Source organism: Methanosarcina sp. A14 (assembly GCF_001729375.1).
In the GTDB taxonomy this organism is placed as follows: Archaea; Halobacteriota; Methanosarcinia; order Methanosarcinales; family Methanosarcinaceae; genus Methanosarcina; species Methanosarcina barkeri.
Genome location: NZ_LZPK01000358.1, coordinates 1 through 12508, shown reverse-complemented (window position 1 = coordinate 12508; position 12508 = coordinate 1). Strand labels below are relative to the sequence as shown.

The following is a 12508-nucleotide window of genomic DNA, read 5'->3' as shown; positions in this document are numbered from 1 at the left end:
GGGAATACAAAAGGTAGATTAGCAATAAGGGGAAGGGGATTGAAAACAAAACAAATAATTTTACTCCTGATGGCCCTATCAGTAATAATATCAGGCTGCCTGAGCTCGGAAAACGAAAAGGATAATGGGAAAAAAGACCGAGAGGCAAGCGGCAGTTCAGGAGGTTCACAAAGACAAAGAGAAGTGAGAACGCCTGTAGGAATGCAGGAAGAAACGTGGACGCCGGAAAAGACGGAAACTGAAGGGGAAATGTGGACACCGGAAGAAACGGGAACACAGGAAGAAATGGGAACTCAGAAAGAAATGGTAACACAGGTAGATTTAGACACTCCAGAAGAAGCGGAAATTTCTGGAATGACTAATGAGCCTGAGATGGAGCAAACAGAAATCTGGACCGGGGAAAAGGGGCAAGCTGGAGCAAACCAGCCTGGTGAAACCGTACCGAAGTCACACCTTGTAAGGCTTAAGAATTATCTTATGATCCCTTCAAGCCTGAAAATTAATCTCGGAGATACAGTTGTTTGGAGGAACTACCAGGAATCCAGTGTTCTTACCATGACCAGCAAGAAGCACCTTTTCGAGGACCAAAGGCTTGCATATGGAAATACTCTGGAGTACACGTTCAATGAGTCAGGAAGCTACAATTTCAGTGTAAAAGGATATCCGAAAATGCAGACGACCATCACTGTAAAATAAGATCCCAAAGTATAGCAGTTCCAAATGACATATAAAACTATAGTCGAAGGCACAACAAAGGTTTCAGTTCCGGTACCGCCTCCGGATGCAACCTTCCCTCCCTCGGCAGCTCCGGTTTTTTATAATCCGGAGATGGAACTTAACCGCGATATTAATGTTGCAGCCACGGCTGCATTTGTGAAAAGGCTTCTTTCGAGAAAAGAACTTCTCAGGGAAGAAGTTCATTATGTGGACGCTTTTTCAGCGTCAGGAATAAGGGGACTTCGGATTGCAGGTGAAGTAGGGATCCATGCTACCATGAATGACTGGAGTCCTGAAGCACTCGAACTTATAAAGGAAAATATTAAAATTAACGAGCTTGAGGAAAAGACCCTGGCTACCCGTAAGAGTGCAAATGTGCTGCTTCACAAGCAAAAATACCATATCGTGGACCTCGACCCCTTTGGTACTCCTGCACCCTTCCTGGACGCGGCATCGGCCTCGGTCAGGAGTATGCTGTCGGTTACCGCAACAGATACGGCTCCCTTATGCGGGGCTCATCTGAAAGCCGGGATACGAAAATATGCGGCTGTACCTCTTAACACTGAATACCATAGTGAAATGGGGCTTCGAGTTCTCCTGGGAGCGTGTGCCAGAGAGCTTGCAAAGCATGAAAAAGGGATGTTACCTCTGCTTTCCCATGTGACACGCCACTATGTTCGCGCGTATCTTGAGATTCTCCCCGGAACAAAACAGACTGACCGAACTCTAAAATCAATGGGCTTTAGCATTCATTGCCCGAAATGCGGATTTCGAGGGCCTGTATACGGACTTGCAGTACATATAGAAAAAGAATGCCCTGTTTGCGGAGCTTCCACACAAATTGCAGGGCCTCTATGGCTTGGGCCATTCAGGGAACAGGCATTCTGTGATGAGGTTATTTCCGAACTTGAAGTGCATCCTCTAAACACAAGGGATAAAGCAAAAAAAATAATTACTTTCTGCAGGGATGAACTCGATATCCCGATGTTCTATGACCAACATGTGATCTGTAAAGAACTTGGAGCTTCTGCAACCGGAATAGAAATCCTGATAGAAGCCCTTAAAGCCAACGGATTTGAAGCATCAAGGACTCATTTCAGCGGTACTTCATTCCGAACCGATGCGCCTATTACAGAAATTAAGGAAATAATCAGGGCGCTTTCAGAGTGAGTTCCTTAGATAAAAATGCAAAGGTAAAAGTAAAGGTTGGTAACTGTTTCAGTATTATATAAACCATATAAACCACTGAAGAATCTCAGTATTATATAAGCCATTGAAGAATACTTAAAGTGCTTTGACTCAGATCTAGAAGTAACCCGCTAGAGAAATTCCAATGTGATATTATGTCCGACGAAAATCCAGAAAAGTTATTTTTGCAGGAAAAACCCACTCGTGCGCTATTGTTTATAGGCTCAATGGGGAAGACCTATGCGTCTGTTATTTCTAAAGAGATAGACTCCACCTTTGCTCATACAACAAGGATCCTCGCGAAAATGGAACAGTGCGGACTTATAAGATTCACATCTGAAGGGCGGATAAAGTTTGTTGAACTTACAGAATACGGAAGAGAGGTTGAAGCTGCTCTTAAAGAGTTCAGGGATTTAATTGAAGAGGAGCCTTTGAAGGATAAGAACGAGGAGTTCCAGGATACAGGTCCTGAAAATGAAGAAGCTGCAGAAAATGAAGGCGGTAAAGAACCTGAACAGGTAGAAGAGCTTGACCCTCTGAGCGCTGAAATTTTTGAGAAGATTCAAAAACTCAGAAACAAAATCGAAAGTATACATAGGGACGCAATAGAGCAGAGAGATAGTAAGGATACGATTTCTCGGAAACTTGGCCCTTATAGTCGGGATATTAAAAAACTCCAGAACCAGATTGAAAGGGCAGAAAGCCCCATTAATGAGACTGTAATCTCAGCTCTGGAAGAAAGTGAAAAGCTTCTGGAAGCTTACCTCAGGAGCTGAGGAATAATTCAGTTCCCGGTAAAAACAAAGCAGAAGAGAGAATTGGTAGGAAAAATATGATGAAAGTTGTAACCCTCCAGCATATTTACGGAAAGAACCGGGAAAGAATGGCTGGACTTTTGAAAACTCTGGTTGAGAACGAATTGAAAGACCTTGAAGTAAAATTTGAGATTTCCATTACCCCTGAAAACTGGGCCGAGTTCATCCTTGAAGGCGAGGATGAGGAAGTGTCTGCAAATCTGCTGACCTCCAGATATGGGACGCCTGCAAAGAAAGCTGAACCTGGAAAGGTTTATATGGGATTTCTCCAGGCTTTCGGAGAGGACGCTTTTCTGGTCAATATTGGAGTGCCTGTAAAAGTTGAAACCGAAGAACTGAAAGCTCTGGGCAGCGGAAAGCCAAAACAGCTTGCATCGAGATTCGGTCTCATACCCCATTTGCCGGCTGAGGTTGAGGTTATTGAGGCTAATAAGAATTTAAAAGCTCGTTTCACCAAAAAACAGCTTGATATCTGGTGGAGCTGGATAAAGGCAGCTACTGATAGGGTAACTGTTAACGGGGCAACCCGCTCGGAAATCAAAAGCGCAATTAAAAAAACAGGTCATGGAAGGGACATTTACGAAATCGAGCGCCTTGGGCTTCTGGAACATACAATCGTGTGCCGAGAAAAAACCGACGGGCCTGGTATAGTTGCAGCAATAGGACCTCGTCTGAAATCCGAGATGGGAGTCGTAATCGGAACTTCTCGCTGACATCTCATTCTGACAAGGAAAATAGACCGAAGCTCGAAAAAAGAGATGGGCCAAAAAAAATTTTATAAGCCATTTTATAAGCCAGTTGATTTTAAGAATGGATTGCGGCTTAAGACCCTAAGTTGTTAATAATAATACAAATGTAATGCTATCAGCGCGGTAAAGAAATTTATACTGTTATCTTAAAAAGGCAGTGTTCATGCCCTGATCCGTAACATTCGGTCTCGGTAACTCTGCACTCCTTCTCAAGCTTTCCTTTAAGAATTCCCTCAATAATGCCTTCCGTTAAGGTGCAAAAGGGTTTTCCTGTTACCGGTGTTGATCTGGCTTTGAAATTGTCTTCAATCTGAAGAGCAGGGAGGTCCACAAGTACGGTAACCCTGCACTTCCTATGGAATTCCAGAAAATCCCCGATTTCTCTCAGGAGTTCTTCAGGGGTTTCTGATTTAAAATTAGGGGAAATAGATCTTCCGAGATCGGTTCCTATCATTTTTACAACAGGGGTATTATCAATCCCATATGCTTCAAAGCCAAAGTAAAGCGCATGGAGCAGGATTTCTGTAAAACAGAACCTATCGTTTCCGCATGAAGGAACCTTTTCCAGTAAACTTCTATAATTCTCAATGAAAGGCTCCTGAGAGCAGCCCATGTAGCGGGAAGTGAGAGAATAAATCTTTCGACGGCGATCTCCTGGATCAAAGTTTTCTTTCACAAGCTCGCATGACCTTAGATTGTTGAGGTGTACGGAAATAGTTGATTTGGCTTTTGCTGTAAATTTTACGATTTCATCAAACGACCTGGGTTCTTCCCTGAGCAAATTAAGGATCTGGAGTTTAACAGGACTGCCTATTGCTACCAGTCCGGTGTCATTATAAAAAAATTCTGTTTTACTCTCAGGTTTTGCCATAATATCTTTAGATAAGTTGCATTTAGAATATATAAATCGTTCGCACGTCCACGAATGATTTCATAATATATATATTTATAAATTTATAAAATTGATGATTTGTATGAACGAGCCCGAAAAGAAAAATATCTTGTTTGGAAAAAGGAAAGGTTGATTCGGGAATAGATAGATCTTATTCAAAAAGAGAATTAACAGAGGAAGGAACAAAAGCAAATGACACATTTATGACGATTGTTCAGACAGCAAAGAAACTGGGTGTAATTGCATATCATCATATGTAATATATTAGGCAGCACATTCTAGATGCCATCTCTGGTTCAACGAATCAGAGAAAAAAGCTCACTGAATGGAAATTGAGAGATTTCCACTCAATTTGAAGAGGATACGTTGTCCTCAGGAGTAATGGGTTGGTATGCATTCGTGCCGGGATGGAATGCGTTCACGTCATATTGAACATGGATCACGCTGTCTAGGGGTTCATTGAGGTTAATGGAATAAGAAAAGATCTCAAAGGTAACGGGGCTAAAGGGTGATGGAGGCTATATAAAAAAGGATTGGGGCATTTCGATGCCTTTCTCCTGGATATTCATATTAAACTAGCCAGACAGCTATATAATGAGACATTTAGAAGGTAAGGTCAATTTCCTTAATCACATCCTCGATAATTAAAAGACCTTTTTCTAACTCTTCCTTCTTGATGTTTAGCGCGGGAAATATCCTGATTCCATTACCCTGAGTTTGAGTGACAAATACACCTCTTGCCAAACACTCATTTTTGACATTTGTAGCGATGTCTTCGCTCTGGAATTCGACCATAATAAGAAGCCCTTTTCCCCGTATGTCGGCAATTACATTCCCATAAATTTTTGGCCATAAACTCATTTTTTCCAGGGCAAAAGAGCCCATTTCTTTCACATTTTGGGAAATGTTGTTATCTATAAGATATTTTATCACTGCATAGGAAACGGCACAACCAAGAGGGTTGCCACAGTATGTACCTCCGTGGTCGCCTATTTCGAGTTTCTTTGCGACGTTCTCAGACAAAGCAAAAGCACCAAATGGGAAACCACCTGCAATTCCTTTTGCCATTGTCATAAAGTCTGCTTTCGCACCACAAGAACTTGTAACAAAAGCTGGCCCTGTTCTGAAAAATCCGGTTTGGATCTCATCCACGATCAACAGGCTGCCATTCTTATTACACAGGCTGCTTACCTCTTTCAGGTATCCTTCAGAAGGTATGTGAACTCCACCTTCTCCCTGAATAGGTTCAAGAATTACTGCAGCAACATTCTCGTCCAGGGAACGTTTCATAGCTTCCAGGTCATCATAGGGTACGAACCGATAATTAGGCATCAGAGGACTATACCTATCTCTATGCTTGGCCTGACCTGTGGCCGATGTAGTACTAATCGTACGACCATGAAAGCTTTGATCTGTAGAAATTATGTCGGGCCTGCCTGTTACCTTTCGAGCCAATTTAATGGCAGCGTCATTTGCTTCAGCTCCGCTATTTGTGAAGAATACTCTTGTAAGATTGGGAGGCAGAATTTCTACGAGTAAGGACAGTAGACGTGCACGTGCCGGGGAATATGTAAGTCCCGAATTGGGGTTTTGAATTATTTTTTTTCCCTGATCGATCAAGGCCTCAGTGATAACCGGGTTTGCATGACCAATACATGTTACACCCCAACCTGCTGTGAAATCAATATACATCTTCCCTTCTTCATCCCATACATAAACTCCATCTCCTTTTTCAATGGAGATTTTCTGCTTCACGAAGAAAGGCGGGAGGCACTTGTCCTCGATTTCAAATGTTGTCTTGCTTGACATATAACTCATTTCCTCTATAACCGGAAGAAACTTGAGGGTAGCACCTGAGAAATGCTTATCTCAGACCAACTGTCCGGTATCGCTAAATTCAATTGAAGTTATCCCACTTTATCAATCTGTTGATATCTGAAAGTCGAACATTAATATAGGACTTACGCACTTGAAAAGAAAAATCAATTACAGCAAAGATTGTGGATTAAAGTCACATTTTAGATAATTAGCGGCCTGATGCTGTTGATTCTTCAGTTCAACTGCGTATAAGTTCTAAGCATATTTGAGATCAACAGTTGTCTCTTGAGGTAAAAAGATGAATGAAAAGTTCACAGCTTGGTGTGGGTTATGTTGTATCGATTGCATCCCTTCTAACAAGGATTTGTTTGATCTCGTTCATAAACTTGAAGAAACACTTTCCAATCTTCAGTTTGATGAGTATGCAAAACTTAAATCTGAGAAAAATCCTGTCTTTGAAGAATATCCGGTATTTATCAGGTTACTTAAGGAAATCGAATCATTAAAATGTCCTGTACCTTGCAGAGAAGGAGGTGGAAAACCTGTCTGTGAAATCAGGAACTGTGTGCAAGGTAAAGGATACCTCGGATGCTGGGAGTGCAGCGATCGCTGTAGCTGTACTAAACTTGATTATTTGAGGTCCGTTCATCCGAATTTAGACTACCACTTAGACTTAATTGGCAAATACGGTCCAGAAAGATGGTTTTCAAAACGTGGAATCCATTATAGGTGGCAAAAAGAAAGTACTGAAAAAACAAAACCATAGTTAGTATGGGATCTATTTATTCGTCATCGATAAAGATTCGTTTCTTTCTTCTACTTGTTAGTTTGGGATGATGAAGAGACTCAGCTGACCTAAAAAATGGATAATATTTGAAGAAAAAACGAACTAATTTTTTGACCCAAATTTTGATTTAGAATCTATCCGAAAAGTAGAATTACTACATTCTAGGGCAATGTTGAGTAGTGGCAACACGAAAAAACGTACAGGACTATGAGCTCTCCGACGAGTTCTGGACTAAAACCAAACCATTCTTACCTCTTCCTAAACCTAAAAAGAAACCTGGAAGACCTATAGTCATGAGGATAAATAATGCAACTACTCAATAAGGTACAATGAGCTTTTGTTGCAATAACTACAGGCGTGACTATAGAAAAGATGATAAGAGAATCTTGAGTGGTATTTTCGATCTTCTTCATACTGGCTGCCAATGGAAATCTTTGCCACGATTTTATGGAGCTTCAAGTACTGTCCATGATCGATTTCAAGAATAGCAAAGATCCGGATTATTTGAGAACATGTGGAAAGCTGGTCTACTGGAATGCGAGCATAAAAATGGATTATAGTGGGAGTGGCAAGCACTTGACGGTGCTATGACAAAAGCACCATTAGGTGGAGCTGGGATCGGATATCAGAAAATTGGTTAAAGAATATGGTCATACTGCCCATATTAAAAGCCGTGGAGAAGAAAACATAAGAATAGAGAGACCAAGTTTTAGGGCAAGAAGATGGGTTGTAGAAAGGACATATTCCCTGGATAAACAGATTCAAAAGACTGCTTATAAGATGAGAAACGAAAATCGAGAATTACTTTGCTATGCTTCATTTCACATGCGCATGGATAACATTCAAAGCAGCAGGACTTTTCGGATATGTTCTTAGTCTTTGATTTTTATTAAAATTGTTCATAAAAGCGAAATTTAAAAATAATTTTACATATATAGTTTCTGTATCTGCGAGCAAGGTCCACGAAAACTAGGATTGAATCTTGTAGTCAACGAGCTAAGCAATGGGAACATACATGAACTACAATAATATGACAAAAGATGATTTTGACAGAATTCTTTATGCACGTATTAAAGAGGAAAATCTTGAATCAATAGTCAATATTCCAGGAGTTTATGAAATAGTATCTAAACACTTCGGTAGTGATAGACTTCGTAACGAAGAAATTACTCAATCAATAGTTAAAATTCCAGGTGTTTATGAAATAGTATCCAAACATTTCAACAATGATATACTTGAAATGTGGGAGTATGAGCAATATATAAAGGTCAAAGATATTGTAGAAAAAATTGGTTTGTGGAATCCAGAATTCCAACGAACCTCAGTGTTATTAAAATTACTAAATGAATTAATTGAAGTGCTTTACGGTACTCTGGATCTAAAACTGGATAAATATGTCAACCTTCGTGCACTTCCGGTTAGAGAGTTTTTTAAAGATGTCGTGGATAAATATTCAGACTACCCTATCTGGACATGTGATTTTGAAGGATCATGTCTTGTTGGTGCAGAGAAGTTTGAAATCGAACCTGTTGATTCAATTCTCCAGCGTTTTGAGGATGATGAATAACATTTGATAAAGAACTTTTATATGAAGAGGCGTAAAACCCCTGTTTCTTTACCTCAGGGAATATAAGCATCAACGTCTCTCCTATTCTTTTCAGTATTCTTTAACTTCATAGACCATCGGATAATTTAATATTAAATTAAGGTATGCGAAAACCAGGCAATCTTTTTTTAAGAGTTTACCATCAGGCTCAGTAGGTTGTAGAAAAACCTTCGACTCTAGCTTGTAACTACTTAAAGCCGAAACGAGCGAAAGAGCAAGACTCAGTACTGACGGTTCAGCTGGAATTAAAGCCTTTGGAGATGCCGATGGTCATCTATGATGAGGAAGCCGCTAAGTCTTTAGCTTAGTGGCAGGTCACAGTAATCAGAAAGCCTATCATATAATGACTTTGTAAATATGTTTCCCAATCGTAGCAATGATAATCTTGGAAACAAAATCAAACAAGAGCCTATCCGGAAAGTATTGTAACCCACTAACTTCTACATATGCTATCACAATCTAAACGGATGAAAGACACAGTTGTTAATTACCTTTACAAATGCTTTGCGTTTTTTCACGTTACTTATCACCCTAAAATCAGATGCGAAGGTGGAGTTTGAATCCACGAATACCTTCGTAAACGGATCTTAAGTCCGCCGTCTTTGACTGTGTTGAGCAACCCTTGCATGTTGGCTTGTTTACTTTTAGATAATATTTAGTCCTAGATGTTGTACTCTGAACATGGTGATTCAGACGAAAAATTGAATGTACTTTTTCCCTTATATTTCGCCTCTTTTTATATCCAAAATCCACTATCTCTCGAATTTCCCCATCAGAACTAACCATAACTATAAATCAGGGTTATTCAAAATAGCCATTTGTGACCTCTGAAGAAACTGTACGGGCGGAAATCCTTGTATCCGGAAGGGTACAGGGCGTGGGTTTTCGAAGATTTGCAAGAAACGCAGCCCAGCGTCTGGGTGTAGAATCTAACCCCAAAAATTTAAGAGACGGCAGGGTTTTTGTCATTGCCGAAGGCAGACCTGAAGCTGTGGAACTTTATATAAATGAACTCAGGAAAGGACCCATGTTTGCACACGTGGAAGATGTCGATGTCACTTTTAGGGAAGCCCTTGGAAATGTTTACCAAGCCTTTTGAAAAAAGGCTTGAGCGAAAAAGCAGGAAAAAGCGTGGTAAACGCCTCTTCAGCTTTTTTTCAACCTTTTTGAAAAAAGGCTTGAGCGAAAAAGCAGGAAAAAGCGTGGTAAACGCCTCTTCAGCTTTTTTTCAGGATCTTTGCAATAATCACAATTCCTACAAGATTGACCAATCCTATCAAAAGGTATCCTATCAGGTGCGTTAAGCTCGAATTAGATTTTCCAGATTCCTTTTTTGAGAACCCAGCAGTAGAATTTTTTCCAGAACCTGAATCTGATTCTGAACTTTCTTCACTACTTTCTTCGATTTTCTGCCCTTTTTCGGTGAATTCCAGTACCGAGTCGGTTTCAAGAGTGAGCTCTTTTTCCTGTTCTTCAAGGCTGTTTCCGGAATCAAGAGTAGCACTGACCGTATAGGTGCTTTCCGGCTCAAGCCCAAGGAAGAGGAACTCGTCATCATGTTGCAGGGAAGCTACAATACTTCCATCCTTTACGTTTCCTTCCTTTACGTTTCCGTCTTTCCCATTCCCATTCTTCCTGAGTTCTACAGAACCCTTTTCCGGAAGCTCTACCTTCAGGTTTACGTGGTCTGTCAAAAGGATTTGTTTCCCTTCTGCAAACCTTGGCCGGTCTGGAATATCAAGAACTCCAAGCAACGTTGGAGCAAAGTCTTCCTGACCGTGCTTTCCCCTGATAATTCCGCTTTCAACGTCCTGGGTATGCACTATAAGGGGAACGAGCTGTGCTTCATCTGTATCCGTAAATTTTTTGGACTGGTGTCCACCCTTGGAATCATCTTTGGAAAAGCCCATTCCATGGTCTGCTGTCAGTACAAAGGCAAGGTCATTTTTCTTGCAGAGCTCATAAAGTGAGGAAATATCGTTATCAAGACATTCGATGCAGTCTATATACCCATAATTATCACGGTGGTGCCCGCTTGAATCTACAGCGCCTACATTAATAGTGAGCAAGTATTTTTGTTCCGGTTTGTTTCTGGCCATATACTTAACAATATTGCACGCAGTTTCGACTCCCCATCGGTTATATCCACTATACTTTTCCCGTGTCTCTTTTGATGTGACATATCCGGGAGCTTTGTCAGCAGCTTCTTCCATAACCTGTAAAAGCCCTTCAGGTGTCTCTGGATTGTCAGAGGAAGGCTCGTGTTGCTCGAGAATAATTTTTATTTTATTTATGGAGTTATTTTCATCCCTGAGAATAACATCCTGCTCGGCACGGATTGACCAGGAATCCCCTCTTTCCATAACCGCAATACAGAGATAGCCTTCCCTGTGTAGAATATCGAAAACAGTGGCATCTTTAAAGCTTACAAGTTCACTGTCTGCACCCGGATTTCCTGTGACAAGGACAGAATGTCCTCCTTCGGTAAAAGTCTGAGGTGCTCGGAATTCCAGAACCCTTGCGCTCTCTTTACTTATTTCCGGTATATTCTCAAGTTCGGCTTTTTCAAGGGGTGTGCCGTCGAGTGCATGTGGCGTAAGTTCAGGATAGATAAAAGGTGCACTTAGACCGTCTACAATCAGCACGACTGCACTCTGAGGTGTGTTAACAGGATTTGCCTCCACTTCGGTCAGTCCAGAGGCAGGGGCTGGAAAAATAAAAAAGACACTAAGCATTACAAGAAAAAATAGAACTGAGAAAGATCTGGGTTTTCGGACAATCTGAAACATTATAAATTATTTTTAATTCAAGTTATAAAGAATTTACCTTTTAAAGATAAACTTTCTGCCTGATATCCTGTAATTGCAATCTATTTTACAGGAACTTTGCATGAGCTGTCAGCAAAAATAAAACACTCCGTACCAATTTTCAAGTTCATGGGACTGCAAGCTGTACTCCTTGCACTATTCATCCTGACTTTGACAGTATCCACTAATTGGTACTGACTATTTCCCTTCTTTTTTATCCCAAATGGACTTGACAATTTGTTTAAGTTTATAAAAATTTGTTATATATTCTATGTAATTCCATTCATTTTTGCTACTATCAAGCTATTGATCCGATCAAAATTCGCAACAATATAATTTTTGACTCCATTTATCTTGAACTTGACTGTAAGTGTCAAATTCTTCAAGCTTTTTTTAATGAATTTTGTAGATATGTGTTTTAGGTCCTCAAATTCATATCGCATCAGCGATATGAATTATTGAGCGATAAACCCAAGGATAATCGCTCCATAAATGCCATCATCCGACCACACTCTCAACGGTTTAATGTTGATTTCGTTCTTCAATGAATGGAATATTTCTCAATAAAATCCTTTTTTCTGTATGTTATCAACGCATCTTCAAGTGTCAAATCTCTGTTTGATTTCAGACCGAAAAATCCTTCTCTCCCATTAATCAGTGAAGCTTTCAATAGTTCTATAACTTCCTCGTCACTAAGCTCTTCGAGCTTAGTTCTAAAAGAGTAATTAATCTCAATCAACTCATTATTTACTCTGAATTTCTTAGGAAGCTTTTTGTTATCTATGACAGCTTTTAACTCACTCACTCCAACTGTTATCTGCAACTTGTCAGGTCTGTGATCTCTGCTATATCCGAATTTACCAAGGTTGGCTTTAGTCCCGTGAAGAACTATACTCGTCCAATCCAGGTTTATGTTCGTCTCTTCAAAACCATAAGTAGAAAATAGAGAGTCCAGAATATCACACAGAATTTCCTTTTTGTTACGTCCCAAAAGCTCAAGAGTTCTGTAAAGAACTCTTTCGTGAAAACTTTCAAGGTTTAAGACATCCAGAATTTCTTTTTGATTTAACCATTTGCCAGCTTCTTTGATGCTAAAATTATCAGTCAGCTTGTAGCTTAACAAACCGAT

11 protein-coding genes and 2 pseudogenes are annotated in these 12508 nt (G+C 40.2%); 9 read left to right on the top strand and 4 right to left on the bottom strand.

The genetic code is table 11. From position 1 onward, the window contains the following. Positions 1-39: 39 nt before the first annotated feature. The 4 genes from A9239_RS15580 (at position 40) to A9239_RS15565 (ending at position 3433) form a co-directional block, all read left to right on the top strand. Positions 40-696 carry a hypothetical protein gene (locus A9239_RS15580; RefSeq protein WP_052712812.1) on the top strand — a complete coding sequence of 219 codons (657 nt, stop codon included), beginning with the start codon at positions 40-42 and terminating at the stop codon, positions 694-696. Positions 697-720: 24 nt separating this feature from the next. Next, complete coding sequence (locus A9239_RS15575) at positions 721-1887, top strand: tRNA (guanine(10)-N(2))-dimethyltransferase (RefSeq protein WP_048155551.1); 1167 nt, start codon at positions 721-723, stop codon at positions 1885-1887. Positions 1888-2060: 173 nt separating this feature from the next. Beyond that, a complete protein-coding gene (locus tag A9239_RS15570) occupies positions 2061-2681 on the top strand; it encodes a MarR family winged helix-turn-helix transcriptional regulator (RefSeq protein ID WP_048117325.1) in 621 nt (206 codons plus the stop codon). 56 nt (positions 2682-2737) lie between these two features. Next, on the top strand, positions 2738-3433 hold the full coding sequence (locus A9239_RS15565; protein ID WP_048117322.1) for a DUF2110 family protein: 696 nt from the start codon (positions 2738-2740) through the stop codon (positions 3431-3433). Positions 3434-3602: 169 nt separating this feature from the next. Here A9239_RS15565 and A9239_RS15560 read toward each other — a convergent pair whose 3' ends face one another. Beyond that, complete coding sequence (locus A9239_RS15560; RefSeq protein ID WP_048117320.1) at positions 3603-4340, bottom strand: V4R domain-containing protein; 738 nt, start codon at positions 4338-4340, stop codon at positions 3603-3605. 134 nt (positions 4341-4474) lie between these two features. Between A9239_RS15560 and A9239_RS19740 the strand changes: the two genes are divergently transcribed. Further along, positions 4475-4621 (top strand): hypothetical protein, encoded by a 147-nt coding sequence (locus tag A9239_RS19740; protein ID WP_155396454.1) that lies wholly within the window; start codon positions 4475-4477, stop codon positions 4619-4621. A 343-nt stretch (positions 4622-4964) separates the two neighbouring features. On the opposite strand, the gene A9239_RS15555 is transcribed toward A9239_RS19740, so the two are convergent. Then, the gene (locus A9239_RS15555) at positions 4965-6170 is read right to left on the bottom strand and encodes an aspartate aminotransferase family protein (RefSeq protein WP_048117318.1); all 1206 of its coding nucleotides are present in this window, start codon (positions 6168-6170) and stop codon (positions 4965-4967) included. 307 nt (positions 6171-6477) lie between these two features. Between A9239_RS15555 and A9239_RS15550 the strand changes: the two genes are divergently transcribed. The 4 genes and pseudogenes from A9239_RS15550 to A9239_RS15535 all read left to right on the top strand — a co-directional run bounded on the left by A9239_RS15550 (position 6478) and on the right by A9239_RS15535 (position 9671). Continuing rightward, entirely contained in the window at positions 6478-6945 is a 468-nt protein-coding gene (locus tag A9239_RS15550; protein ID WP_080941447.1) for a DUF3795 domain-containing protein, read from the top strand. A gap of 350 nt (positions 6946-7295) precedes the next feature. Continuing rightward, a pseudogene (locus tag A9239_RS15545) lies at positions 7296-7849 on the top strand (transposase). Between the two features lie 120 nt (positions 7850-7969). Then, the gene (locus A9239_RS15540) at positions 7970-8533 is read left to right on the top strand and encodes a hypothetical protein (protein ID WP_230668823.1); all 564 of its coding nucleotides are present in this window, start codon (positions 7970-7972) and stop codon (positions 8531-8533) included. An 859-nt stretch (positions 8534-9392) separates the two neighbouring features. Next, on the top strand, positions 9393-9671 hold the full coding sequence (locus A9239_RS15535; protein ID WP_048117310.1) for an acylphosphatase: 279 nt from the start codon (positions 9393-9395) through the stop codon (positions 9669-9671). Positions 9672-9789: 118 nt separating this feature from the next. Here A9239_RS15535 and A9239_RS15530 read toward each other — a convergent pair whose 3' ends face one another. Then, a complete protein-coding gene (locus A9239_RS15530) occupies positions 9790-11256 on the bottom strand; it encodes a sulfatase-like hydrolase/transferase (RefSeq protein ID WP_230668825.1) in 1467 nt (488 codons plus the stop codon). A 392-nt stretch (positions 11257-11648) separates the two neighbouring features. Continuing rightward, a pseudogene (locus A9239_RS18585) lies at positions 11649-12508 on the bottom strand (IS1634 family transposase); the annotation flags it as partial.

Excerpts from the sequence above, each read along its gene's own strand:
- A9239_RS15575 (WP_048155551.1), top strand. The coding sequence starts at position 721 with ATGACATATAAAACTATAGTCGAAGGCACAACAAAGGTTTCAGTTCCG.
- A9239_RS15570 (WP_048117325.1), top strand. The coding sequence starts at position 2,061 with ATGTCCGACGAAAATCCAGAAAAGTTATTTTTGCAGGAAAAACCCACT.
- A9239_RS15565 (WP_048117322.1), top strand. The coding sequence starts at position 2,738 with ATGATGAAAGTTGTAACCCTCCAGCATATTTACGGAAAGAACCGGGAA.
- A9239_RS15560 (WP_048117320.1), bottom strand. The coding sequence starts at position 4,340 with ATGGCAAAACCTGAGAGTAAAACAGAATTTTTTTATAATGACACCGGA.
- A9239_RS15555 (WP_048117318.1), bottom strand. The coding sequence starts at position 6,170 with ATGTCAAGCAAGACAACATTTGAAATCGAGGACAAGTGCCTCCCGCCT.
- A9239_RS15550 (WP_080941447.1), top strand. The coding sequence starts at position 6,478 with ATGAATGAAAAGTTCACAGCTTGGTGTGGGTTATGTTGTATCGATTGC.
- A9239_RS15540 (WP_230668823.1), top strand. The coding sequence starts at position 7,970 with ATGGGAACATACATGAACTACAATAATATGACAAAAGATGATTTTGAC.